Raw genomic sequence first — 25,989 nt, 5'->3', positions numbered from 1 at the left:
TTTTGCTGACCCGCCAAGCGAAAAACCGATAAAAAACAGTGGGTTGGGTAGTAGTGCCGATACCTGTATCGGCGTTACCCGTCACTGCGCGATGACCCTGCCGGTGCGTTGTTCTTGTCTGCTCTCGTCAATCGAGGCCGAGTTGCGCTCGCCCCAGTGCTGTCAGATCGCGCTCTTCGGCACGCCCTGCGAAGTCGGTTTCGAAGTGATCGGCGGGAAAATCGGGCGGGCTCTCGCCGCGCAGGAAAGCCGGTAACTGCCGCTGCAGATACGCGTCGTTTTTCGCGCAGCCCGGTGCCGACGCGATGTACATCACGTTGCTGTAGCCGGTACCGCTATGTACGTCTTCGACCGAATGCACGACGTCGCTGTGCCAGAACACGGCGTCTCCTGGCTGCATCTGCGGAATCGGTGTCACTGCTTCGAGCAGCAACGCATGCCATTCGGGCATCACCGACAACGCGCGTGCCGGTTGCGCGCCACATAACGAATCGTCGGGTACGTCGTCCTGCAGCGCGCGCAATAGAACCCAGGCCATCGCATTCGCGATCGGGATCAGTTGCAACGTGCCGTCGCCGGGACCTTGCGCGGTCAATGCGGTCCAGCCCTGGAACGTGCGGAACATCGAACACACCGCCGGTGACGCAATCTCCTGTACGTCGGGTCGAAACGCTGCATCGTACGGATCGTAGTCGCGCCAGTTGCCCGACAGCACATGGCGATACACATTGCGATAGTACGGATCGAGCCAGCGTTCCACCGATCCACCGTCGACATGCGGCGACAACCCCAACGATGCCGAACCCGGTGGCCGCCTGCGAATCCGGTCCGCGTACGTGGGCACGACGTCCGGATCGAAATGCTGGCGTCCTTCGCTGTGCGCACGCCACAAGCGATTCAGAAACACCCGCGTGCGCGTGAGCGCCTCCGATTGCCGCGCCGCGATCTGCGGCTTCGACCAGTACACGCCATAGATCAGCGGTTTGTTCGATGCCAGCGTGCCGAAGTACCGGTCCTCGGCGCGACGGGCAAGCACCTCGTCGAGACGATTGCCCTCGACGTACTCGCCGAGTTCATCGTTCCAGTCGCTTGCCTGCTGCGGATCGAACACGCGACGCACGACGCACGCGCCGCGCGTTTTCAGTTGCGCGATGGTGTGCGGATCGACATCGTCCGCGGCAATCGACGCATAGTCGAACACCGGAATCGTGTCGGCGCCGCGCGCGCGGTCGTGCCGAATCGCATCGACCTGGGCAGCGATCGCGCCTTCGACTTCGCGAAACACGCGCTTGTAGTCGGGCAGCGCGGCGCGCAGCGAACGCCGGGTGGCGCGGATCGTGTCCTGCGGGTTGTCGATGGTGAACGGCATCGGTTGTCTCATGGTGGTTGTTTATCGTGCAGCTAGATTAGGAGCGTTTCCGTGCCGACAGACATACTTTTCAGCCAACCATCGATACAATCCGGACATTCGCCATCCCCTTCCCCGGCGGCCGGACGATCCCGATGAAACCCCAGTACGAACGCGTAACGATCCCCGACGGCTGTTCGGTGCGGGTGTATCGCCGGCAGATTGCGCAGATCCCATTCGAATGGCATCACCATCCCGAGTACGAACTGACGCTCACGATGAACAGCCGCGGCCGGCGCTTCGTCGGCGACCATATCGGCGAGTACGCGTGTGATGACCTCGTACTCGTTCCGCCCGACATGCCGCACACGTGGGCGTCCAGCGAGAGCCCCATTGCAAATGAGCCGCAGGTGGCGATCGTCGTGTGGTTCAGCGGCGACTGGGTGCGGCGTGTCGCCGATTGCTGTCCGGAATTCGCGCCGTTGCGCTCGTTGCTACGACGTGCGGCGCCTGGTCTGCATTTCAGCGAGGGCGCTACTGCCGCGATGCGTTCGCGTGTGCCCGCACTGCTCGATGGAGCACCGCGCACGCGGCTCGCGGCGGTGCTCGACACGCTTGCCGCGCTCGCCGAAGCGCAGGCACAACCGCTCGCATCGCCGACCGCTCATGGCGGCGTGGCACCGGGCACGGCCGTCGATGCCGAGCGTCTGAACCGGGTACTCGATCTGCTCGATCGACGGTTCGCCGAACCGCTGCGCATCGCCGAGTTGTGCGCGGTCGCCAACCTGTCGGAGCGCTCGCTGCATCGTTACTTCGTGCGGCACGTCGGCGAGAGTGTCGGGCGTTATCTGAGCCGCCTGCGCATCGCCTACGCCACCCGACAACTGACCGACACCGCGTGGCCTGTCGCAGTGATCGCGGCGAAGGCCGGCTTCCCGAACCTCGCGAATTTCAACCGCCAGTTCCTCGCTGCACGCGGCATGACGCCGGGCGCCTGGCGACGCTGCTTCGAAACGCAGGGGCAGGTGCCATCGTCGGGTTTGTCACCGGGAGTAGAAACGCGGCCGACGTCACTTGAAAAAGATCTGCGGACGCCGCATCCCAGTGGCGTGAAAGACACAATCGGTAAGTTGAGCTCAATCGACTGAATCCGGACCCGACAAAAAGCATATTTTTACCGAACGTAGAAACAGGCTTTGATTCGTTGTGAGCAATTGGCCGAAACGGACAGGTAAATGGCCGCCGAAGAGCTTGGCATTTAACCTTTGACGATCCGCTTTTAATCATCGCGCATTGAACGCAGATAATCCCTCGATCATTTTGTTTCATTTCTGAATCAATAATCTTTTATGCACACAGCACGGAGTGAGTACGTTATATCGATTTATATTGACACCGCTGCGGGCGCTGATACCATCCCAACGTTGATTGAACCAGTTCTTACTGACAAAGAAATTAGTTGTACAAATGGCATAGGTCGCGGCCGCCTGATCTGCACGATGCCGCTATAGCCCAAGCAGTCTTCCCGACACCTTGTTGAGACGCCATGTGATACCTGGCGTGTGACGTACGACGTGTGGCGCTGGCAACCAGATTGCCAGCCCGCCAAAGGACCGATTCATCCTCCCTTGAGTTTTTGCACACGCTGAGCCGGGCGTTAAAACGCCCGCGCAGTGCGTACTAACTGTCGACGCAGCGAACCTGCCGTCGCTGGGCGACTTCGCCCTTTTTATCGCGCCACCTTGCTCAATCCTGGTGCGTGCGTTGCATCGTCTCGAATAATGTTTTCACTAAACAGTACAACTAAATAAAGGCCGGAGTATCCGAGGGCCATATTTAACATTTCAAAAACCTCTACCAAAGATTTAAGGAATTGTCAGCCATGAATCGAGCCTACCGTTCTATCTGGAATGAAGCGCTTCAATCCTGGATTGCGGCGTCAGAACTCACCTCGTCAAACGGGAAACCCAATCAGTCGGCGGTCAAGCGAACCGGCACTGAAACGGTTCTGTCAGGCGGCGGGAAGGGGCAAGCGCCTGCTCCGGGTTCAATCAGGCTGAATAGCATTGCGTTTTGCATAGCGGCTGCGCTGGGGCTCGGATACACGCTTCCCTCTTTTGCTCAGACCACATCGACCACGCTGTCCGGCGTGCAATCTCCGGCTGGCACTGCATCGGTGGACTCGGCCGTATGCTCCTCGGCGGTTAATCGTCTGAACCCCGGTAACTCTCCGACCACGACACCGGGGGCGAATTTTGCGGCCGTCAATTGCGGTGTGGCGATTGGCGACAAAGCCACCGCAACCAATTCGGGCGCGCTTGCCGTCGGCTCCAACTCGACGGCAACGGGAGCACTATCGGTGGGCGTGGGACCTGCAGCAGCGGCCTTGCAGAACGGCAGCGTCGCCATCGGTGCCGCTGCGCTATCGAACGGCGCCGCAGGCATCGCCATCGGCCGGCAGAGTGCTGCGAATGGTGACTTTTCTCTGTCGCTGGGTTCGGTATCGCTGGCATCCGGCACAGCCGGCATTGCGATCGGTCAGTCGTCGCTCGCTTCGGGCACACGCTCCATCGCGATCGGTTCGGACAATACCGCTACCGCCGGCATCAACTACGACGCGACCACGCAGACCCGGGCGTCCGGCAATCTGTCCGTCGCACTCGGCGCGGGTGCGGTCGCCGGCACGGACAACTCCGTTGCGTTGGGCGCGCAATCCACCACAGCCGCGGCCAACCCGGTGACCAATGTCACGATCGGTTCGACCACCTTCGGCCCGTTCGCCGGCACTACGCCTGGTGGCGTGGTGAGCGTCGGCGCGCCTGGCGCCGAGCGGCAGATCACGAACGTCGCGGCAGGCCGCGTGACTTCGACCAGCACCGATGCAGTGAACGGCAGTCAGCTGTTCAGTGTCGCGAACAATGCGGTATCGCTGTCGACCGCTACGGCGGCCAGCGTGGCCAGCCTTTCGACTGGATTGAGCACAACCAGCAGTGGCGTGGCGAGCCTGTCGAGTTCGACGTCGACGAGTATTGGCTCGCTTTCTACGTCTACTTCGACCGGCATCAACAGCCTGTCGACCGGGTTGAGCACGACGACCAGCAGTGTCAGCAGTCTGTCGACTTCGGCTTCGAGCGGTATCGGTTCGCTGTCGACCGGTCTGAACACGTTGTCCACTTCGACGTCGACGGGCATCACATCGCTGTCCACCGGACTGAGCACGACGGGCAGCAGCGTATCGAGCCTGTCCACCGTCGTCTCGGCGACGCGCACGCACTACTACAGCGTCAACGACAACGGCACGCAGCAAGGTAACTACAACAACGACGGCGCAACCGGTGTGAACGCGATGGCGTTGGGTCCGAATGCCAGCGCGTCGGTGTCCAATGGCGTGGCGATCGGCAACGGCGCGGTGGTCAGCACCGCGAACAGCGTGGCCCTGGGTAGCAGCTCTATCACGGCGGCGGCCAATCCCACGCCGACTGGGACGGTTGGCGGGCAGTCCGCTACCTACGCGGGGGGAGCGCCGGTAGGCGTGGTATCGGTGGGTGACCTGAACAAGGAACGCCAGATCACCAACGTGGCTGCAGGCCGGGTCACAGGAACCAGCACCGATGCAATCAACGGCTCGCAGCTCTTTGCGACGAATGGCGCGGTCAACTCGCTGTCAACCGGCGTCGGCAATCTCTCGACAGGTTTCAGCAGTCTGTCGACCGGTCTGAGCACGACCAATAGCAATCTCGCGAGCCTGTCGAGTTCGACGTCGAGCGGTATCGGTTCGCTGTCGACGGGTGTGAATTCGCTGTCTACTGGGCTGAGCACGACCAATAGCAATGTGACGAGCCTGTCGAGCTCCACGTCTAGTGGCATCACCTCGCTGTCGACTGGGCTCAGCACGACCAACAGTAATGTGACGAGTCTGTCGAGCTCCACGTCGAGCGGAATCAGCTCGTTGTCGACGGGCGTGAGTTCGCTGTCGACCGGCCTGAGTACGACCAACAGCAACGTAACGAGCCTGTCGAGCTCCACATCGAGCGGGATCAGCTCGCTATCGACCGGCGTGAACTCGCTGTCGACTGGCCTGAGCACGACCAACAGCAACGTCGGTAGTCTCTCGACGTCGGCCTCGACGGGTATCAACTCGCTGTCCACGGGTCTGTCGACGACCAACGCGAATGTGGTGTCGCTCTCGACGTCGGCTTCGACCGGTATCAACTCACTATCCACCGGCTTGTCGACCACCAACCTGAACCTGACCTCGCTCTCGACGTCCGCTTCGACCGGCATCAACTCGTTGTCTACCGGTCTGTCTACGACCACGAGCTCCGTCGCGTCGCTATCCACCTCGACATCCAGCGGTCTGTCCACGACGAACAGCAACCTCGCTTCGCTGTCGACGTCGACATCGACCGGACTCGTAACGCTGACGAGCAACGTCACATCGCTGTCTACTGGCCTGAGCTCGACTAACAGCAGCCTGACTACGCTGTCGACCTCGACATCGACTGGGCTTAGTTCGTTGTCCACCGGCATCAGCTCCATCACGTCCAACACAAACGCTCTGGGCACTTCCACGGCCTCGGCGCTTGGCGGTGGAGCGAAGTACGATCCGACGACTGGTCAGGTCTCGGCGCCGGCCTACGTCACCTACAACGCAGACGGCACGACCACTACCAACAATAACGTCGGAGACGCCCTCAACAACATCAGCACCAAGGGCACCAAGTACTTTCATGCCAACTCGACGTTGCCGGACAGCATCGTGACCGGTCAGAACAGTGTCGCTATCGGCCCGAATGCAGTCGCCAGCGACGACAACTCGGTTGCCATCGGCAACGGCTCTACTACTGCGCCGTTTGTCCCGGTCTCGTCGGTCACGATCGGAGGGCTGCTCTTCGGCGGGTTTGCGGGCGCTAATCCTAGCGGCGTGTTCAGCGTCGGCTCCGCTAACGCGCAAGGGCAAATCATCACGAGGCAGATCACCAACGTCTCCGCCGGCCAGATCACGTCGACCAGCACCGACGCGATCAACGGTAGCCAGCTGTTCGCGACCAATAGCGCTGTCGCTTCGCTGTCGACGGGACTCGGTGCCACCAACGCCAGCGTCGCGTCGCTGTCGACCTCGACGTCGACCGCAGTCGGCTCGTTGTCGACCGGCCTCAGCACCACCAACAGCAACCTGACATCGCTGTCCACGTCGACCCAGACGAGCGTCAACTCGCTATCGACAGGTCTTTCGAGCACCAACAACACCGTCGCGTCACTGTCGACCAGCGTGAACAACCAGGTGTCGTCGCTTTCGACCAGCATCAACAACAGCTCGACGACAGCAGCGAACAACAATGGCGTCGCGACGGACATGAACGGCAAGGGCACCGACAAGCCGCACGTCACGGCTGGATCCAATTCCGTGGCAATCGGCGCCGGCTCGGATGACGGAGGCCGTTCAAACGTCGTTTCGATGGGTAGCGCGAACCAGCAACGCCAGGTCACGAATGTGGCCGCCGGCACGCAAGGCACCGACGCGGTCAACCTCAACCAGCTCAACGCCACGCTCAGTCAGGCGAACAATTACACGAATCAGGCGGTGGGCCAGTTGCAGCAGAGCGTCAACAGCACGGCAAGAACCGCTTATTCGGGTATTGCCGCCGCGACAGCGCTCTCGATGATCCCGGAGGTGGATCAAGGCAAGACGCTTTCGATGGGGGTAGGCGTCGGGTCCTTCCAGGGCTACCAGGCGGTCGCCGTGGGAGCGACCGCGCGCATCACGAATAACATCAAGATGCGCGCCGGCGTCGGTACGAGTTCGGCAGGGACTGCATACGGGATTGGTGCCTCGATGCAGTGGTAAAGGACGCGGGACGAGGCCGCTAAAGCGGTCTCGTTTCTGTGCAAACCACCGCACCAGTAAAAACGCCCCGACGGCTTTTACCGTCGGGGCGTTCTCTTTGCAGTTACCGCTACTTATCGCCTTAGCGCTGCGCGATCGGCTTCGCTTCGCGCGACGTATCGCCCACGAACAACTGGCGCGGACGACCAATCTTCTGTTCCGGATCGGCGATCATTTCGTTCCACTGCGCAATCCAGCCCACCGTACGCGCCATCGAGAAGATGCAGGTGAACATCGACGTCGGGATACCGAGCGCACGTTGCACGATGCCCGAGTAGAAGTCGACGTTCGGGTACAGCTTGCGCGACACGAAGTATTCGTCTTCGAGCGCGATCTTTTCGAGTTCCATGGCGAGCTTGAAGAGCGGGTCGTCATGCAGGCCCAGTTCTTCCAGCACTTCGTAGCAGGTCTCGCGCATCAGCTTCGCGCGCGGATCGTAGTTCTTGTACACGCGGTGACCGAAGCCCATCAGCTTCACACCCGAGTTCTTGTCCTTCACCTGCTTGATGAACTCAGGGATGTTGTCGATCGAACCGATTTCTTCAAGCATGTTCAGCGCCGCTTCGTTCGCGCCGCCGTGTGCCGGACCCCACAGGCATGCGATACCGGCCGCGATACACGCAAACGGATTCGCACCCGACGAACCCGCCAGCCGCACCGTCGACGTCGACGCATTCTGCTCGTGGTCCGCATGCAGGATCAGGATACGGTCGAGCGCGCGCACCAGCACGTCATTGACCTTATATTCCTCGCACGGATTCGAGAACATCATGCGCATGAAATTCGCGCTGTACGACAGGTCGTTGCGCGGATACACGAACGGCTGGCCGATACTGTACTTGTAGGCCATCGCGACCAGCGTCGGCAGCTTCGCGATCATGCGAATCGCCGATACGTCGCGGTGACGCGGGTTATTGATGTCGAGCGAGTCGTGATAGAACGCCGACAGCGCGCCGACAGCGGCCACCAGAATCGCCATCGGGTGCGCATCGCGGCGGAAACCGCGGAAGAAAAACTGCATCTGCTCGTGCACCATCGTGTGCTTCGTGACGGTGTCGACGAACTCGTCCTTTTCCTGCTTGTTCGGCAGTTCGCCCTTCAGCAACAGGAAGCAGGTTTCGAGGAAGTCGGCGTTCTGCGCGAGGTTGTCGATCGGGTAGCCGCGGTACAGCAGCTCGCCCTTGTCCCCATCGATATACGTGATCGCCGAGTTGCACGACGCCGTCGACATGAAGCCGGGGTCGTACGTGAACTTGCCGGTCTGGCCGTACAGTTTGCGGATGTCGATCACGTCCGGGCCAAGGGTGCCCTTGTAGATCGGCATTTCAACGCTCGGCGAGTTGTCGCTGAACGATAGCGTGGCTTTTACATCAGACGGGGTCATGGCACATCCTCAATCGAAGTATGGAAACAGGGTTTCGATAATCTGCACGCCCGGCAGCACCGGCAGCACCGCACGCGTGCGCTACTTGCGCTGCGTGCGTCTACTCGCGACGCTTACACGGTACGCAGCAGCTGCAGCACCCGTATGACATCCGGGTCAGCAAGTTCGCCTTCGGGTTCCTTGCGTGCAAGCAGCAAGTCCATCAGGTCGTTATCGCTCAGCTCGAGCAGGCGCGTAAGGGCGCCGACATCGGCATCGCTGAGGTCATGCTCGTATTTGCCGAAAAAACGCTCGAAGATCAGATCGTTTTCCAGCAAGCCGCGCCGGGCGCGCCAGCGAAGGCGTGCGCGGCGAAGCGGGTCGGACTGGTGCGAAGCTTCTTCCATGCTATACGGCGCGGCGAACCATCAATTCCTTGATCTTGCCGATCGCCTTCGTCGGGTTCAAACCCTTCGGGCACACGTCGACGCAGTTCATGATGGTGTGGCAGCGGAACAGACGATACGGATCTTCCAGGTTATCGAGACGCTCGCCGGTCGCTTCGTCGCGGCTATCCGCGATGAAGCGATAGGCTTGCAGCAGACCAGCCGGCCCGACGAACTTGTCCGGATTCCACCAGAAGCTCGGGCACGACGTCGAGCAGCTCGCGCACAGGATGCACTCGTACAGGCCGTCGAGCTCGTCGCGCTCTTCCGGCGACTGCAGGCGCTCCTTCTCCGGCGGCGGCGTGTCGTTGATCAGGTACGGCTTGATCGAGTGGTACTGGTTGAAGAACTGCGTGAAATCGCAGATCAGATCGCGCACGACGGGCAGGCCCGGCAGCGGACGCAACACGATCTTGTGCGGCAGGTCGTTCAGGTTCGTCAGGCAGGCAAGACCGTTCTTGCCATTGATGTTCATCGCGTCCGAACCGCACACGCCTTCGCGGCACGAACGGCGGAACGACAGCGTTTCGTCGACCGCCTTCAGCTTGATGAGCGCGTCGAGCAGCATGCGTTCGTGCGAGTCGATCTCGATCTCGTAGCGCTGCATGCGCGGCGCTGCATCCTTGTCCGGATCGTAGCGGTAGATTTCAAAAATTCGCGTGGCCATTTCCAGTTCCTTTGATTTGGCTTGGGCTTAGAACGTCCGCGCTTTCGGCGGTACCGATTCGACCGTCAGCGGCTGCATATGCACCGGCTTGTAGTCGAGGCGATCGCCTTCGCTGAACCACAGCGTGTGACGCAGCCAGTTTTCGTCGTCGCGATGTTCGAAGTCGCTCTGCGCGTGCGCGCCGCGGCTTTCCTTGCGCGCCTCGGCGGAGACCATCGTGGCGCGCGCCACTTCGATCAGGTTCGCCAGTTCCAGCGCTTCGACACGTGCCGTGTTGAACACCTTCGACTTGTCCTTCAGATGGACGTGTTCGACCCGCTCGGCCAGTTCCTTGATCTTGTCGACACCTTCGGCCAGCAGCTTCGATGTACGGAACACGCCTGCATGTGCCTGCATCGACGCGCGGATGTCGCCGGCGATGGCCTGCGTGTATTCGCCCGAGGTCGACTTCGTGAGCTTGTCGAGACGTGCCAGCGAGAACTCGGCTGCATCGGCCGGCAGCGGCTTGTGGTCCTTGATCTCGCGCACGTGCTTGACGATGTGGTTGCCGGCCGCCCGGCCGAACACCACGAGGTCGAGCAGCGAGTTCGTGCCGAGGCGGTTCGCACCGTGCACCGACACGCACGAGCATTCGCCCACTGCGTAGAAACCGTTGACCGGATCTTCGTGACCCTTCGACGTCCCCACCACCTGCCCGTGGATGTTCGTCGGAATACCGCCCATCTGGTAGTGGATGGTCGGTACGACCGGGATCGGTTCCTTGATGCAGTCGACGTTCGCGAACTTCAGCGCGATTTCGCGAATGGACGGCAGACGCTTCATGATCGTCTCGGCGCCGATGTGCGACAGATCGAGCAGCACGTGGTCTTTATTCGGACCCACGCCACGGCCTTCCTTGATTTCCTGGTCCATCGAACGCGAGACGAAATCGCGCGGCGCCAGATCCTTCAGCGTCGGCGCATAGCGCTCCATGAAGCGCTCGCCGTCCGAGTTACGCAGAATGCCGCCTTCGCCGCGCACGCCTTCGGTAATCAGCACGCCTGCACCTGCCACGCCGGTGGGGTGGAATTGCCAGAATTCCATATCCTGCAACGCGATGCCCGAGCGGGCCGCCATGCCGAGGCCGTCGCCGGTGTTGATGAACGCGTTCGTCGATGCCGCGAAGATACGGCCTGCGCCGCCCGTGGCGAACAGCGTGGTCTTGCCTTCGAGGATGTAGACGTCGCCGGTTTCCATTTCGAGCGCGGTCACGCCGAGCACGTCGCCTTCGGCGTCGCGGATCAGATCGAGCGCCATCCATTCGACGAAGAACTGCGTCTTCGCCGCGACGTTCTGCTGATACAGCGTGTGCAGCAGCGCGTGACCCGTACGGTCCGCTGCCGCGCAGGCGCGTTGCACCGGCTTTTCGCCGTAGTTCGCGGTGTGGCCGCCGAACGGACGCTGATAGATCGTGCCGTCGGCATTACGGTCGAACGGCATGCCCATGTGTTCGAGTTCGTAGACCGCATTCGGCGCTTCACGGCACATGAATTCGATCGCGTCCTGGTCGCCGAGCCAGTCCGAACCCTTGATCGTGTCGTAGAAGTGGTAGTGCCAGTTGTCTTCGCTCATGTTGCCGAGCGAAGCACCGATACCGCCTTGCGCGGCGACCGTGTGCGAACGCGTCGGGAACACCTTCGACAGTACGCAGACCGACAGGCCTGCGCGCGCGAGTTGCAGCGACGCGCGCATGCCCGAACCACCTGCACCGACGATGACGACGTCGAAGCGGCGACGCGGCAGAGAATTCTTGATTGAAGCCATTCTTTTACACTCTCCAGAGAATCTGCGCAGCGTAGCCCGCACATGCGAGCAGCCAGACGATCGTCAGCGCCTGCAGGAGGAGCCGCGTGCCGACGGGCTTGATGTAGTCCATCCAGATGTCGCGGATGCCGACCCAGGCGTGATAGAACAGCGACAGCAGCGCGACGAACGTGGCGAGCTTCATCCACTGCGTGGCGAAGATCGACGACCAGCCTTCATAGGAGAAGTCCTTCGCACCGAAGAACCACGCGAGCAGGATCACGGTGTACACCGCCATCACGACAGCGGTAATGCGTTGCGCGAGCCAGTCGCGCAGCCCGTAATGCGCGCCGACTACGAGGCGCTTCGGGCCGATTCGATTGTGGGATGCCATTTTTTTAGAAGACTCCGAAGAGTTTTGCTGCAAAAGCGAGGGTGAGTAGCGACGACAGGACCAGCACGACGATCGACGTCTGCTTGCCGCCCTCCTTCGTGACGCCGCGGTGTGTGTCCATCACCAGATGGCGAACGCCGGCGCAGAAGTGAAACAGGAAGGCCCACGCGAGAACCAGCGTGATGAGCTTGACGACGATGTTGGAGAGGAAATCCTTGAACAACTCGAAGCTGATTTCTGATGTCAGGCTTTGCGAGAAGAGGTACAGCAGGAACGGGAGGAACACGAAGAGCAGACCACCGCTCAGGCGGTGCAGGATCGACACCCGCCCCGCTAGCGGGAGACGGTATGCCGTCAAGATCTGTCCGATACCGATGTTCCGGAACTCCGGCCTCGGTTTTTTTACGGCTTCAGCCATGCTAGACCCCTACTTTGTAGTCACACTAGTCCGCGATTTTAGCGCCTTTTCATATCGCGCTGCAGCGAAAAACCGCGCAGGAGCTTTACGGAGCGGGCAACAATTGCGTGTTTGAGCCGCCTGGCGCGTGCTTCGCACAGGCCCTCGCGCGTTGTCTTGAGCCTTTGTCTTGAGCCAGTTCGTCAGCTCAAATCGTTCTGATAGTAATACCCGGTTGTGACATACCAGCCACGACGTACTTCGACCGGTCGATCGCCGTACGTATAGGACACGCGCTCCACCGAAAGCAGCGGGAAACCGGCCGGCACGTGCAGCAGTTCGGCCACGGTCGGATCGGCTGCCACCGCGCGGATTTTCTCGGATGCGCGGATCATGCGCGTGCCGAACTCCGTCTCGAACATCGCGTAGAGCGGCCCCTTGTACTCCGACAGGCGCTCGAGCGTGAGGCCGCGAAACATGCCGCCTGGCAGCCAGATTTCGTCGAGCACCGTAGTTTCGCCATCGAACTGCAGCAGGCGCTTGATCAGCACGACGGGATCGGCGGGCTTCAGATCGAGCTGGCGGGCAATTTCCGCCGGGGCGCGCAGCCGCCGGCATTCGAGCAGCCGGCTGACGTGCGGATGTTCGTCGCCGTCATCGGCAAGCAATCTGAGGAAGCGAAACTGGGCACGGTCTTCGTTGTGCGTAGCAACAAAAGTGCCCTTGCCCTGGCGCCGGACCAGCAGGTTATCGGCGGCGAGTTCGTCGATTGCCTTGCGCACGGTGCCCTGACTCACCTTGTAGCGGGCGGCCAGTTCGACTTCGCTGGGAATGATTTCGCCGGGTTTCCATTCGCCCGACTCGAGGCTCTGCGTAATCAGCCCCTTGATCTGCTGATACAGCGGGCTGAAGGTCGGCGAGGTGGGCAATGCGTGGGCTGCGGCGGGTGCTGAAGCAGCAGGCGCGGCCCCCGCGGAAGAAGTGGGTGCGCCAGCGGGCACGCCGTCGCCTGAGCCCGCCGGGCCGATAGGATTCGCAGTGCTCGCCTGGTTCGAAGTCATCCGCGCATTTCATCATAAAGGCCCATCTTGCGTCCAGCCCTTTCCCGGCGATACTTATGTCTTATATAAGACATAAGATAATGTTGACTTTGCGTCTGCCGAATCCTACACTCCTTGTCGAGCAAGGGTTTGCGGGTTGTCGTACGGCGCTTTTCCCGATGGCTGTCACGCACCAAAAGCCGCCCTGCACCATGCTGTTCTCTCATGCAGTCCAGGTTTCGACTGGCCCGCCGGCGCCCCGCCGGACGCGCGCCGAAACGCGCTGTAGCAGGAGCCGGCAGGCGCAACGGCCGCTACGGTACCAACAGCGTCCCGCACTCCGCTCGGTTGTACAGATTACCCGGCACGACGGCCGCGCAGCGGCGCTCCCCGGCTTCCGCCCGGTTCAGCGCAAGCCCGCGCGCAGCGAATTCCGCCGTGTTTCAACGACGCTTTGTCTAACGCGCATATAAAATGGCGTTTTTCCCTAGCGTCTAACGCACTAACGCATCGTCCTGGAGATTTTCAATGGCTAAGCCCGCAAAGCGTGTTGCCGTCACCGGCGCCGCAGGTCAAATCGGTTACTCCCTGCTGTTCCGCATCGCGAACGGCGACATGCTCGGCAAAGACCAGCCCGTGATCCTGCAGTTGCTCGACCTGCCGCAGGCGCAAGGCGCCGTCAAAGGCGTCGTGATGGAGCTCGAAGACTGCGCATTCCCGCTGCTCGCGGGCGTCGTGGTCACCGACGACCCGAAGGTCGCGTTCAAGGACGTCGATGTCGCGCTGCTGGTCGGCGCCCGTCCCCGCTCGAAGGGCATGGAGCGTAAGGACCTGCTGTCGGCAAACGCCGAAATCTTCACGGTGCAAGGCAAGGCGCTGAACGAAGTCGCGAGCCGCGATGTGAAAGTGCTGGTGGTCGGCAACCCGGCCAACACGAACGCCTACATCGCCATGAAGTCGGCACCCGATCTGCCGAAGAAGAACTTCACCGCGATGCTGCGTCTCGACCACAACCGCGCGCTGTCGCAACTGGCTGCGAAGTCGGGCAAGCCGGTCGCATCGATCGAAAAGCTCGCTGTGTGGGGCAACCACTCGCCGACCATGTACCCGGACTTCCGCGTTGCAACGGCAGAAGGCCAGGACCTCACCAAGCTGATCAACGACGACGAATGGAATCGCAACACGTTCATTCCGACGGTCGGCAAGCGCGGCGCGGCAATTATCGAAGCGCGCGGGCTGTCGTCGGCGGCATCGGCGGCTAATGCGGCGATCGACCACGTGCATGACTGGGTGCTCGGCACGAACGGCAAGTGGGTCACGATGGGCATTCCGTCGGACGGCTCGTACGGCATTCCTGAAGACATCGTCTACGGCGTGCCCGTCACGTGCGAAAACGGCGAATACAAGCGCGTGGAAGGTCTGGCCATCGACGCGTTCGCCCGCGAGAAGATGGATCACACGCTGAACGAATTGCTCGAAGAGCGCGACGGCGTTCAGCATCTGCTCGGCTAATAGTCGCGAGCCGCGCGGCAAGACCGGGCTCGTTGAAGTACGACGAGCACCGGTTTTTTCACGCAACTGGTTTTGACATGCGAATTCGCGCACGGCGGTTTTTTTCGAATCGTCGTGTGCCGGGTTCGCGCCTGATCCGGGCGCGTTTTGCCCACCGCACTGTGTCATCGCAGCGCTCCCGCAGAACGCACCCGAATCAGGTTTCTCCCTAAGACGACCCACGCTCCTGACGCCGACGATGCGCGCTCTCACACCCGCCGAAGTGCTGTTTGACGGCGAAGCGCCCCCAGCCGTTCTGCCTGCCTGCGATCACTACGCCGGCAGCGAGAAGCTGATGCTGAAATCGCTTGCACTACAGCAGGAGCTTGGTGCGGTGTTCGACGTTACGCTCGATTGCGAAGACGGCGCCCAGGTCGGCCACGAAGCGGAGCACGCGGAACTCGTCGCGTCGTTCCCCGGCAGCGAGCACGATCGCTTCGGCCGCGTCGGCGTGCGCATTCACGATTTCGCTCATCCGCACTGGCGCGACGACGTGCGCATCATCCTGCGTGCTGCACAACGTGCGCCCGCCTACATCACGCTTCCGAAAATCCGCAATGTCCCGGACGCCGCCGAAATGTGCGCGTTCATCGAAGCGACGCGCCGCGAACTCGGCATTGCCCAGCCTGTGCCGGTGCAACTGCTGGTCGAAACGCACGGTGCGCTCGCGCGTGCGTTCGATCTCGCTGCGCTACCTGGTGTCGAAGCGCTGAGCTTCGGTTTGATGGACTTCGTCTCCGCACACGATGGCGCGATTCCCGATAGCGCGATGCGCTCGCCGGGCCAGTTCGATCATCCGCTCGTGCGTCGCGCGAAGCTGGAAATCGCCGCGGCGTGTCACGCACATGGCAAGGTGCCGTCGCATAACGTATCGACAGAAGTGCGCGACATGACCGTGGTCGCCAGCGATGCCGCTCGGGCGCGCAACGAGTTCGGCTATACGCGGATGTGGAGCATCCACCCCGCGCAAGTGCCGGTCATCGTTGCGGCGTTCGCGCCGCGCGACGAGGAAATCGCCACCGCCGCCGATATCCTGCTCGCCGCGCAACACGCGCAGTGGGGTCCGACGCGGTACCACGATACGCTGCACGATCGCGCGAGCTATCGCTACTACTGGTCGGTGCTGCGCCGTGCGCGCTCGACGGGTCACACGGTGCCCGCTGAGGCCGCGCCGCTGTTTGCGCCAGTGGATTCACAGCAGGGGCGCACGTCGTGAATATGCATGGTCAGAAGCCGTTGCGCATGCTGAACCAGGCCGCGGCCAGGACGATGGCGACCCGCACCGAAGCGCTGTCCGGAAGCATCAGCTGTCACGCGTACGAGCTTAAGCTCGACGTGCCGTTCAACAGGAAGTGAGCAGGGCCACAAGGAGATCGCAGGAGATGAGCGAAGCGCCGCAATCCGCCGCGCAACCAGGCGCAGCTGGCTTCAAACCGAAAAAGTCCGTCGCCCTGTCAGGCGTGACGGCAGGAAACACGGCTCTGTGCACGGTCGGCCGTACGGGCAACGACCTGCACTACCGCGGCTACGACATTCTCGATATCGCCGGTGCGTGCGAATTCGAGGAGATCGCTTATCTGCTCGTGCACGAGAAGCTGCCGAATAGCGCCGAACTCGCCGCCTACAAGACGAAGCTCAAGGCATTGCGCGGCCTGCCCGCCAACCTGAAGGCTGCGCTCGAATGGATCCCCGCCTCCGCGCATCCGATGGATGTGATGCGCACCGGCGCATCGGTGCTAGGTACGGTACTGCCGGAGAAGGACGACCACAATCTGCCCGGCGCACGCGATATCGCGGACCGCCTGATGGCCTCGTTCGGTTCGATGTTGCTCTACTGGTATCACTACTCGCATAACGGCAAGCGCATCGAGGTCGAGACCGACGACGATTCGATCGGCGGTCACTTCCTGCATCTGCTGCACGGCGTTGCTCCGTCGAAGTCGTGGGTCGATGCAATGCATGTGTCGCTGAACCTGTACGCCGAGCACGAATTCAACGCCTCGACCTTCACCGGCCGCGTAATTGCCGGCACGGGTTCGGATCTGTACTCGGCGATTACCGGTGCGATCGGCGCGCTGCGCGGTCCGAAGCACGGCGGCGCAAACGAAGTTGCCTTCGAAATCCAGTCGCGCTACACGAACCCCGACGAAGCAGAAGCCGACATCCGCAAGCGCGTCGAGAACAAGGAAGTCGTGATCGGCTTCGGCCATCCTGTGTACACGATCTCCGATCCGCGCAACAAGGTGATCAAGGAAGTGGCACGCAAGCTCTCGAAGGAAGCGTCGAACCTGAAGCTGTTCGATATCGCGGAACGGCTTGAGAGCGTGATGTGGGACGTCAAGAAGATGTTCCCGAATCTCGACTGGTTCAGCGCGGTGTCGTACCACATGATGGGCGTGCCGACAGCGATGTTCACGCCGCTGTTCGTGATCGCGCGCACGGCAGGCTGGAGCGCGCACATCATCGAGCAGCGCATCGACAACAAGATCATCCGACCCAGTGCAAATTACACCGGTCCCGAGAATTTGAAGTTCGTGCCGCTAAATAGGAGAAAATAGCGTCCGCTGCGCGCTTTGTCACAGTGCGTGGAGTCCAATCCCGACGGTTGCGCTGCCTGTACCCGTCAACTGTTTAACCAAAAACGATAGAGAGGGTTTTCTCCCATGAATAAGCTGCTGATTGCCGCCGTTGCCGGTGTTTTGTCCACCACGATGCTGATCGCCGTACCTGAAGCGTCCGCGCAAACCGCCAGCGCACCGGCTGCAACCGCCAAGGCCAAGCCGAAAGCACCGGCACCGAAGCGCCGCCTGATCAAGCGCAAGGCCAATCCGTCGAAGGAAGCGAAGGTCGACGCGGTGCCGGACGGTTCGGAAAAGTGGTCGTGCAACGAAGGGCTGTCGTTCGACCTGAAGGGTGACATGAAGCGTGACCAGATCGTCACCGTGCACTGGGGCAGCAAGAACTACAACCTGCCGCGCGAAGCCACGACGACGGGTGCCGACCGCTTCCACGACGCCGCTTCCGGCATGGATCTCGTCGTGATCCCGACGAAGGCAATGTTGTTCTCCGACAAGGACAGCTCACGTCTGGCCGACGAATGCAAGACGGCAGCGATGAGCCAGGGTGCTCCGGCTCCGACGCAATCGAACGAGCTGATCAAGAACCCGAACAACTAATCGTTCTTACCAGGAAGCTTCGATGTCCGCACCGATTTCCAACGTCAGGCCCAAGCCCGATCAGGTACTCGTCGATATCGTCGACTACGTGCTCGGCTACGCGGTCGACAGCGCGCTCGCGCTGGAAACCGCGCGCAACTGCCTGATCGACACGCTCGGCTGCGGACTCGAAGCGCTTTCCTACCCCGCCTGCACCAAGCTGATGGGACCGCTCGTGCCGGGCACGATCGTGCCGCACGGTGCGAAGGTGCCCGGCACGCAGTTCCAGCTCGACCCCGTGCAGGCCGCCTTCAATATCGGCGCGATGATCCGCTGGCTTGACTTCAACGACACGTGGCTTGCCGCCGAGTGGGGTCATCCGTCGGACAACCTGGGCGGCATCCTCGCTACCGCCGACTGGCTTTCGCGCAACGCCGTCGCCACCGGCAACAAGCCGCTGACGATGAAAGACGTGCTGGTCGGCATGATCAAGGCGCACGAGATCCAGGGCTGCATTGCGCTCGAGAACTCGTTCAACCGCGTCGGACTCGATCATGTGCTGCTCGTCAAGCTCGCCTCCACCGCCGTGGTCGGCCAGTTGCTCGGGCTTACGCGCGACGAGCTGATCAATGCGGTGTCGCTCGCCTTCGTGGATGGCCACTCTCTGCGCACCTACCGGCATGCGCCGAACACCGGCTCGCGCAAGTCGTGGGCCGCCGGCGATGCAACCTCGCGCGCAGTACGTCTCGCGTTGATCGCTAAGACGGGCGAGATGGGTTACCCGTCGGTGCTCACCGCGAAGACCTGGGGCTTCTACGACGTGCTGTTCAAGGGCAACGCGTTCAAGTTCCAGCGGCCGTATGGTTCGTACGTGATGGAGAACGTGCTGTTCAAGATCTCGTTTCCAGCCGAGTTCCACTCGCAGACTGCAGTCGAGGCAGCGATGACGCTGCACGGCCAGCTGAAAGCGAAGGGCAAGACGGTCGAAGACATCGCGAAGATCACGATCCGCACCCATGAAGCAGCGATCCGCATCATCGACAAGAAAGGGCCGTTGAATAACCCCGCCGATCGCGATCACTGCATCCAGTACATGATTGCGGTGCCGCTGATCTACGGCCGTCTGACGGCCAGCGATTACGAAGACGCAATCGCGCAGGACCCGCGCATCGATGTGCTGCGCGAGAAGATGACCTGCGTGGAAGACGCGCAGTTCACGAAGGATTACCACGACCCGGACAAGCGCTCGATTGCCAATGCGCTGACGGTCGAGTTCAACGACGGTACGGTGCTCGACGAGGTGGTGGTCGAGTACCCGATCGGTCATAAGCGCCGCCGCACCGATGGCATCCCGCTGCTGGTCGAGAAGTTTCGCACCAACCTCGCGCGACGCTTTCCGGTGAAGCAGCAACAAGCCATTCTCGACATCTCGCTCGATCAGGCACGGCTCGAGGCCATGTCCGTCAACGAATATGTCGATCTGTATGTGATCTAGTTTGAAGAAAGTAGCACCGTTATCTCCACGACCCGCGATTCAACCAGGGAAAAACACCATGGCCCACAATCTCCACAAAACGCTCAAGGAATTCGACAGCGGTTCCGGTAAAGGCAAGTTCTACTCGCTGCCGCAACTCGGCAAGGCGCTGAACATCAAGATCGACCGCCTGCCGGTATCGATCCGCATCGTGCTGGAATCGGTGCTGCGCAACTACGACGGCAAGAAGATCGCTGAAGAGCACATCGAGCAACTCGCGAACTGGAAGCCGAGCGCATCGCGCGTCGACGAAATCCCGTTCGTCGTGTCGCGCGTCGTGCTACAGGACTTTACCGGCGTGCCGCTGCTCGCCGACATCGCTGCAATGCGCGGCGTCGCGAAGCGCGCCGGCAAGAACCCGAAGGCGATCGAACCGCTGGTGCCGGTCGATCTCGTCGTCGACCATTCGGTGCAGATCGATTACTTCCGCCAGAAGGACGCGCTCGACCTCAACATGAAACTGGAATTCCAGCGCAATAACGAGCGCTACCAGTTCATGAAGTGGGGTATGCAGGCATTCGATACGTTCAAGGTCGTGCCGCCGGGTGTCGGCATCGTCCACCAGGTGAACCTCGAATATCTGGCTCGCGGCGTGCACAAGAAGGCTGACGGCAAGGACACCGTGTACTACCCGGATACGCTCGTCGGCACGGATAGCCACACGACGATGATCAACGGTATCGGCGTGGTTGGCTGGGGCGTGGGCGGTATCGAAGCGGAAGCCGGCATGCTCGGCCAGCCGGTGTACTTCCTGACGCCGGACGTGGTCGGTGTGCATCTGAAGGGCAAGCTGCGCGAAGGCGTGACCGCCACCGACCTCGTGCTGACCGTCACCGAACTGCTGCGTAAAGAGAAGGTCGTCGGCAAGTTCGTCGAATTCTTCGGTGCAGGCACGAAGTCGCTGTCGCTGCCAGACCGCGCGACGATCGGCAACATGGCGCCGGAATACGGCGCAACGATGGGCTTCTTCCCGGTCGACGAAAAAACCATCGACTACTTCAAGGGCACCGGCCGCACCGACGCTGAAATCTCCGCGTTCGAAAACTACTTCAAGGCGCAGGGTCTGTTCGGTATTCCGAAGGACGGCCAGATCGACTACACGAAGGTCGTCACGCTCGACCTCGGTACGGTGGCGCCGTCACTCGCCGGTCCGAAGCGTCCGCAAGACCGTATTGAAATCGGTCACGTGAAGTCGACCTTCAGCGACCTGTTCTCGAAGCCGGTCGGTGAAAACGGCTTTGCGAAGAAAGCCGCTGACCTCGACGCGCAATACACGACGAGCAATGGCGTGAACGTGAAGAACGGCGACATCCTGATCGCCGCGATCACGTCGTGCACGAACACGTCGAACCCGAGCGTGCTGCTCGCCGCCGGCCTGCTCGCGAAGAAGGCTGTCGAAGCCGGTCTGACGATCGCGCCGCACATCAAGACGTCGCTGGCTCCCGGCTCGCGCATCGTTACCGAATACCTGACGAAGACCGGCCTGCTGCCGTTCCTGTCGAAGCTCGGTTTCGAACTGGCCGCGTACGGCTGCACGACCTGTATCGGCAACGCGGGCGACCTCACGCCCGAGCTGAACGAAGCAATCACGAAGAACGACATCGTCGCGGCCGCCGTGCTGTCCGGTAACCGTAACTTCGAAGCGCGTATCCACCCGAACATCCGCGCGAACTTCCTCGCGTCGCCGCCGCTCGTCGTCGCATACGCGATCGCCGGCAACATCACGCGCGACCTGATGACCGAACCGGTCGGCAAGGGCAAGGGCGGCAAGGACATCTACCTCGGCGACATCTGGCCGACCAGCGACGAAGTCAACGCGCTGCTCAAGTTCGCGATGGACGCCGACGCGTTCCGCAAGAACTACGCGCAGCTCACGAAGAAGGGCGACCTCTGGAGCAAGATCGAAGGCGAAGAAGGTCAGGTCTACGACTGGCCGAAGTCGACCTACATCGCCGAGCCGCCGTTCTTCGGCGACGACTTCTCGATGACGCCGGCCGCCAGCATCGCCGCAGTGACGGGTGCACGTGCGCTCGGCATCTTCGGCGACTCGGTGACGACCGACCACATCAGCCCGGCAGGCTCGATCAAGGAAGACTCGCCGGCCGGCAAGTGGCTGAAGGCTAACGGCGTGCAGAAGGCCGACTTCAACAGCTACGGCTCGCGTCGCGGCAACCACGACGTGATGATGCGCGGCACGTTCGCCAACGTCCGGATCAAGAACCTGATGATCCCGGTGAAGGCGGATGGCACGCGCGTCGAAGGCGGCCTGACGATTCACCAGCCGGATGGCGAACAACTGTCGATCTACGACGCAGCGATGAAGTACATCGATGCGGGTACGCCGACCATTGTGTTCGCGGGTGAAGAGTACGGCACGGGTTCGTCGCGCGACTGGGCGGCGAAGGGCACGCAACTGCTCGGCGTGAAGGCCGTGGTCGCACGCAGTTTCGAACGGATTCACCGTTCGAACCTGGTCGGTATGGGCGTGCTGCCGCTGCAGTTCAAGGGCTCGGATAGCGTGCAATCGCTCGGTATCACCGGCGAGGAAACCTACGATGTCGAAGGTCTCGGCGACGACTTCAAGCCGCAGCAGGAAGTCACGCTCGTGATCCACGGCAAGGACGGCAGCACGAAGCGTGTGCCGGTTCTGCTGCGTATCGATACGCCGATCGAAGTCGACTACTACAAGCACGGTGGGATTCTGCCGTTCGTGCTGCGGTCGTTGCTCGCGGCTTGAGTGTGATGTAGTTGCCGCGTTAGCAGCCGCGTCTCTGTTGAGATGCGGTGGTGTGGAAAAGCCCGGTTTTGTGCCGGGCTTTTTTATGTCCGATCGAAACGGAGCCGTTACTTCGTCAGACGCACCACGTACAGACCGGGGACCTGTGCGTTTGCAGCCAGGGTGTAGTTCGGCGCCCCCGCAAACGATGCCCCCTGAACCAGCGGCTTGTAGACCACACTTCCATTCGTGACATCAGCGAACTCGATGACCGGCGGGTTCGGATCGGGGACGACGTCGGATGCGAAGTTCAGCGTCAGTGTCGAAGACGCCATCACACTCAGATCACTCGAGGACTTCACTTCATAGACGTAGTTTGCTGTCACGCCAGCAGGCACCGGATCGGGTTTGCCGAGACAGATGATCAGATCGCCTGTCTTCCCGTCTGCAGGTGTCTTGACTGTCAGGGTCGCAATGCCGTCGTCGCTTCTGATATTCAGACTCACGTTCGCGATCACGCTGTTGTTCGAGAGACTTATCCTCCTGTAGTCGGCCGGACAGGAGAACGGTGCCGTAGGAGTCGTCCCGGTTTGCGCAGTCGAACCGGTTGAGCGGTTGCTGTTCGCCGCACTTCCGTTGTTGCCATCTCCATTACCGCCACACGCTGCCAGAAGGACCGTAGAGCTCAGAAGACTCATCACAAACGGTTTGTTTTGCATTTTCCACCCCTTTAATCTTTAAACATAACTAACAAATTACGTCACACCATCAGTTTGATTTATTCAAATCGGCCGGTGTGATTCCTGCACAACACCCACTGAGATCAACGGCACGACAGGACTACGACTCCACCCAAAGATCCTGTCGAGTAACCGACGGCAACCATCGGCTGCGTCGCATCGCGTCCCACGACAACTGACTGAACCCACAACCGCTCGGTCTTCGAAACACCGTTCAATGGCGCCTCTGCGTGCGTCAGCGTGTATTGGGGATTCGTCTGCGCATATTGAGGATCAGTCGAATTGATCAACAGGCTCAGATTATTGAGCGTGCGCGTCGCGAGATTGAGCGTGGCTGAGCTCGTTTCGAGCGTGCCTCCCGGGCTGCCGAATTCGCTCGCCACCCTGTCTGCGATCAATTGAGTACACGCGAGCGTGCCGCTCGTCGCGGACAGCGCCAGCGGCCTACCGACCGCGTAGTGAACGCCTTGCTGATCGTTATAGGTGTTGCCATCCGTATCCATGGCCTTGTTCCACCGGCCGATCGTCACATCGCTGCCGACACTCTGAATCTCCGTCACCGCCCCGTGTTCGAGCCCAAGACAGTCCGTCTCCGCCGCCGATGAGGCAAGCGTCGTGAACGCGCCACCCGGTTGCTGTACGAGACTCGATGCGGGTACGTCTGCGGCAGTCATGTTCCTGTTCTTCGCATAGGCATTAGGTAGTGTGGGGACCACCACCACAGCCAGTTGTCCGTTGTTTGCCGCTACTTGAGAGGCGGACCCCGAATAGGTAAAGCTGCCGTCGGGCCGGCATGCTGCGTGGATCGAAGGCTGTGGTGTCGAAGAATTGGGCGGAGCGGTAGTTGGTGTTTCGGCCGCGTTATCGTTCGAGGTGCTCGTTCCTCCATTGATGTTCCCGCCGTTGCTCCCACCACACGCCGCGAGCAAGACGGTTGAACTTACCAAGCTTGCCAGAAGAAATTGCTTCCTCATTACTAATTCCTTTGATTGATAAATATTCCTAACAAGTTACGACGTGCAATTTTTCGACTTGATCCCAATTTCCCTTGCGCGATTACTGTATAAAAGACGCGACGCAAAAGCTGCCGCACGGAGAATCTAGACTTGGGATAGTCTTGACACAATCGACCTAGAACTGCGAGGTCGCCTGGAAGGCGACCGTAACGCGCGCAGTCGGAAATCCAGACGGCTTGTAGATCGGCGTGCCCGCAAACAGGTCATACGCATACGTCCCCAGTCGATTGCCGGCGCTGCCCTTTACGCCGATCACCGCGCCCGCGAGTTGCGTGCCAGCCAGTGCGATCGGCTGCGCGCCCAAGACCCGGCCATAGTCCAATCCCGAATAGAGCGCGTGTCCGGTTTGGCCGATCGGCATTTGCAGTTCGTTGCGCCAGTAGAACCCGCGCGTAGCTGCCAGCAGCGTTTCCCCGTCGAAACCTCGTACCGTGTAGCGGCTGCCGATCGTCAGGTTATCGATGTAGTACAGCGTGTTCCCGGTGTACTGGCCGTGGAACGTTCCGACATAGCGGAACGGCTGCTTCGCGATTGCGAATGGCACCGACAGGTTCGCGTCGAGCACGGCCATCCGGTAGCGATAGGTCGGACCACCGGCCGCTGCAAACACGTCGTCCTGTGCGCCGAATGCGCCGACGCCCTGCCGGTACGCGAGTGCGCCATCGAACTGCGCACTGGCGAAGTAGTGCCGATCGGTCATGCCGATTTCAATGATCGTGTTATTGCGGCGCTGCTGGGGAATCTCGGTATCCTCAATAAAACTCCGACCAAAGCGGCGCGATAGCCGGAGATACCCGCCCAATACGTCATATTGGTTGCGCATCAGCACACGGGCCAGCTTGAAATCGACCGTCTTCGAGTTGCCGCTCGCGACGAACGTCTGATTCACGCCGGCAATCTGCTGATAGTAGGCGTTCGTGTACGCCGACAGCGTGGCGGTCCAGTAGCCCCACGGGATCGAATAGATGCTGTTCCAGCCGTGCGAGCCGAGGCGGCTGTCACCGAATTCGAGATCCTGGCTCACGCCGATGTTGAAGATGTCGTTCAGGCCGAGTGGGTTGTAGAACCCGATCGAGAGATTGCCTTGCAGCTTGCCGGTGGGCCGCGTGCCGGAGTTGTCGATCGATGCGACGAGTGTCCACGGCTTGCTCCGCTTCACATCGAGCACTATGTCACTTTCGCCTGGCTGCTCGCCGGGGACGATCTGCATCGATACGTCCTGGTTCGAGACGCGCTTCATCTGCTCCAGACCCTGTTCGAGGTCGCGCAGGTTCAGCAGGTCACCATCCCTTGTCGGGAAGGCCGGTTTCCATGTGCCGTATAGTTTTTCGTCGGCAAAGCGAATGTGATGAATGACGCCGGGGATCAAGGCGAGCTTGAGTGTGCCGCTCGATAAGTCCTGCTCGGGGACGAGTACGCGCGTGGTGACGTAACCGCGTGACAGAATCGCTTGGGAGAGACCTTTTAGTAGTGCGTCAACGCCTTGCTGGCCGATGCACTGGCCCGCGTAGTGGTTCAGCCATTCGTGGGCGAAGGCGAAACGGTCCATTGGCAACGTTGAGGCTCCCGATGATTTGACGGCCGCGGGCAGCGAGTCAGGCATGTCGAGTGTGAAGCGGCTGATGTGGAAGCACGGTTGCTCGGACGGTAGCGATGGATACGTTTCGGGCTTCGGTAAGTCGGAGCGTGCTGAAGGTGCGCGTACAGTCGCGTCGCGTTGCTGTGCGTCGTGTTGCTGTTGTGCCTGGCGGTCGCGTTCTGCGTTTGCTCGCGCGGCGGCGACCTCGTCGGCAGGCGTGGGAGTCTGTTGAGCGTGCACCCCGAGCGATACCAAGACTGTGATCGGCAAGGCCGCCAGCCGTGTGGTTCGTTTCATTGCTTTTTCTATCCCCGATTCGACAGATTTCAAGATTTCCGGTAGTGGCTTCCCAGCACCTGTAAGCCGACCGCTAA

20 protein-coding genes and 1 pseudogene are annotated in these 25,989 nt (G+C 61.1%); 10 read left to right on the top strand and 11 right to left on the bottom strand.

Annotated features, from left to right (window positions below):
- Window positions 1-127 precede the first annotated feature (127 nt).
- Entirely contained in the window at window positions 128-1,369 is a 1,242-nt protein-coding gene (locus FNZ07_RS06080) for a DUF1479 domain-containing protein (RefSeq protein WP_091012504.1), read from the bottom strand.
- Between the two features lie 134 nt (window positions 1,370-1,503).
- Here FNZ07_RS06080 and FNZ07_RS06075 point away from each other — a divergent pair, with 134 nt between their 5' ends.
- The 3 genes and pseudogenes from FNZ07_RS06075 (at window position 1,504) to FNZ07_RS06070 (ending at window position 7,196) form a co-directional block, all read left to right on the top strand.
- Window positions 1,504-2,496, top strand: a complete 993-nt coding sequence (locus FNZ07_RS06075; RefSeq protein ID WP_091012502.1) for a helix-turn-helix domain-containing protein — start codon at window positions 1,504-1,506, stop codon at window positions 2,494-2,496.
- 734 nt (window positions 2,497-3,230) lie between these two features.
- Window positions 3,231-3,290 (top strand): annotated as a pseudogene (locus FNZ07_RS34445) (ESPR-type extended signal peptide-containing protein); the annotation flags it as partial.
- Between the two features lie 234 nt (window positions 3,291-3,524).
- Window positions 3,525-7,196, top strand: a complete 3,672-nt coding sequence (locus tag FNZ07_RS06070) for a beta strand repeat-containing protein (RefSeq protein ID WP_409373388.1) — start codon at window positions 3,525-3,527, stop codon at window positions 7,194-7,196.
- Window positions 7,197-7,317: 121 nt separating this feature from the next.
- On the opposite strand, the gene gltA is transcribed toward FNZ07_RS06070, so the two are convergent.
- From gltA to FNZ07_RS06035, 7 genes are all read right to left on the bottom strand, one after another.
- Complete coding sequence (gltA, locus tag FNZ07_RS06065) at window positions 7,318-8,619, bottom strand: citrate synthase (RefSeq protein ID WP_091012498.1); 1,302 nt, start codon at window positions 8,617-8,619, stop codon at window positions 7,318-7,320.
- 113 nt (window positions 8,620-8,732) lie between these two features.
- On the bottom strand, window positions 8,733-9,005 hold the full coding sequence (locus tag FNZ07_RS06060; protein WP_091012496.1) for an FAD assembly factor SdhE: 273 nt from the start codon (window positions 9,003-9,005) through the stop codon (window positions 8,733-8,735).
- A 1-nt stretch (window position 9,006) separates the two neighbouring features.
- Window positions 9,007-9,711, bottom strand: a complete 705-nt coding sequence (locus tag FNZ07_RS06055; RefSeq protein WP_091012494.1) for a succinate dehydrogenase iron-sulfur subunit — start codon at window positions 9,709-9,711, stop codon at window positions 9,007-9,009.
- 27 nt (window positions 9,712-9,738) lie between these two features.
- The gene (gene sdhA / locus FNZ07_RS06050) at window positions 9,739-11,514 is read right to left on the bottom strand and encodes a succinate dehydrogenase flavoprotein subunit (protein WP_091012491.1); all 1,776 of its coding nucleotides are present in this window, start codon (window positions 11,512-11,514) and stop codon (window positions 9,739-9,741) included.
- Window positions 11,515-11,518: 4 nt separating this feature from the next.
- Window positions 11,519-11,887: a succinate dehydrogenase, hydrophobic membrane anchor protein gene (gene sdhD, locus FNZ07_RS06045; protein WP_091012488.1), complete on the bottom strand. Its 369-nt coding sequence runs from the start codon at window positions 11,885-11,887 to the stop codon at window positions 11,519-11,521.
- A gap of 4 nt (window positions 11,888-11,891) precedes the next feature.
- Window positions 11,892-12,305, bottom strand: a complete 414-nt coding sequence (gene sdhC, locus FNZ07_RS06040; RefSeq protein ID WP_091012486.1) for a succinate dehydrogenase, cytochrome b556 subunit — start codon at window positions 12,303-12,305, stop codon at window positions 11,892-11,894.
- 182 nt (window positions 12,306-12,487) lie between these two features.
- Entirely contained in the window at window positions 12,488-13,345 is an 858-nt protein-coding gene (locus tag FNZ07_RS06035; RefSeq protein ID WP_091012483.1) for a GntR family transcriptional regulator, read from the bottom strand.
- Window positions 13,346-13,852: 507 nt separating this feature from the next.
- Between FNZ07_RS06035 and FNZ07_RS06030 the strand changes: the two genes are divergently transcribed.
- The 7 genes from FNZ07_RS06030 to acnA all read left to right on the top strand — a co-directional run bounded on the left by FNZ07_RS06030 (window position 13,853) and on the right by acnA (window position 22,301).
- Window positions 13,853-14,836 carry a malate dehydrogenase gene (locus tag FNZ07_RS06030; protein ID WP_091012481.1) on the top strand — a complete coding sequence of 328 codons (984 nt, stop codon included), beginning with the start codon at window positions 13,853-13,855 and terminating at the stop codon, window positions 14,834-14,836.
- 238 nt (window positions 14,837-15,074) lie between these two features.
- On the top strand, window positions 15,075-16,091 hold the full coding sequence (locus FNZ07_RS06025) for an HpcH/HpaI aldolase/citrate lyase family protein (protein ID WP_091012479.1): 1,017 nt from the start codon (window positions 15,075-15,077) through the stop codon (window positions 16,089-16,091).
- Window positions 16,088-16,231: a hypothetical protein gene (locus FNZ07_RS33570; RefSeq protein ID WP_170275674.1), complete on the top strand. Its 144-nt coding sequence runs from the start codon at window positions 16,088-16,090 to the stop codon at window positions 16,229-16,231. The genes FNZ07_RS06025 and FNZ07_RS33570 overlap by 4 nt, the downstream gene beginning before the upstream one ends.
- Window positions 16,232-16,257: 26 nt before the next feature.
- On the top strand, window positions 16,258-17,433 hold the full coding sequence (prpC, locus tag FNZ07_RS06020; RefSeq protein ID WP_091012477.1) for a bifunctional 2-methylcitrate synthase/citrate synthase: 1,176 nt from the start codon (window positions 16,258-16,260) through the stop codon (window positions 17,431-17,433).
- 105 nt (window positions 17,434-17,538) lie between these two features.
- Complete coding sequence (locus FNZ07_RS06015; protein ID WP_091012474.1) at window positions 17,539-18,051, top strand: hypothetical protein; 513 nt, start codon at window positions 17,539-17,541, stop codon at window positions 18,049-18,051.
- Between the two features lie 22 nt (window positions 18,052-18,073).
- Window positions 18,074-19,525 carry a bifunctional 2-methylcitrate dehydratase/aconitate hydratase gene (locus tag FNZ07_RS06010; protein WP_091012471.1) on the top strand — a complete coding sequence of 484 codons (1,452 nt, stop codon included), beginning with the start codon at window positions 18,074-18,076 and terminating at the stop codon, window positions 19,523-19,525.
- A 58-nt stretch (window positions 19,526-19,583) separates the two neighbouring features.
- Window positions 19,584-22,301: an aconitate hydratase AcnA gene (gene acnA / locus FNZ07_RS06005; RefSeq protein WP_091012469.1), complete on the top strand. Its 2,718-nt coding sequence runs from the start codon at window positions 19,584-19,586 to the stop codon at window positions 22,299-22,301.
- A gap of 107 nt (window positions 22,302-22,408) precedes the next feature.
- Here acnA and FNZ07_RS33970 read toward each other — a convergent pair whose 3' ends face one another.
- From FNZ07_RS33970 to FNZ07_RS05990, 3 genes are all read right to left on the bottom strand, one after another.
- Complete coding sequence (locus FNZ07_RS33970) at window positions 22,409-22,999, bottom strand: hypothetical protein (protein WP_091012467.1); 591 nt, start codon at window positions 22,997-22,999, stop codon at window positions 22,409-22,411.
- A gap of 104 nt (window positions 23,000-23,103) precedes the next feature.
- Window positions 23,104-23,694, bottom strand: coding sequence for a hypothetical protein (locus tag FNZ07_RS05995; protein ID WP_245811490.1), 591 nt, complete (start codon window positions 23,692-23,694; stop codon window positions 23,104-23,106).
- 457 nt (window positions 23,695-24,151) lie between these two features.
- A complete protein-coding gene (locus tag FNZ07_RS05990; RefSeq protein WP_091012462.1) occupies window positions 24,152-25,912 on the bottom strand; it encodes a ShlB/FhaC/HecB family hemolysin secretion/activation protein in 1,761 nt (586 codons plus the stop codon).
- Between the last annotated feature and the right edge of the window lie 77 nt (window positions 25,913-25,989).

Source organism: Paraburkholderia megapolitana (genome assembly GCF_007556815.1).
Taxonomy (GTDB): domain Bacteria; phylum Pseudomonadota; class Gammaproteobacteria; order Burkholderiales; family Burkholderiaceae; genus Paraburkholderia; species Paraburkholderia megapolitana.
The sequence above is the reverse complement of the archived record's forward strand: the minus strand, read 5'-3'. Positions and strand labels throughout refer to the sequence as shown.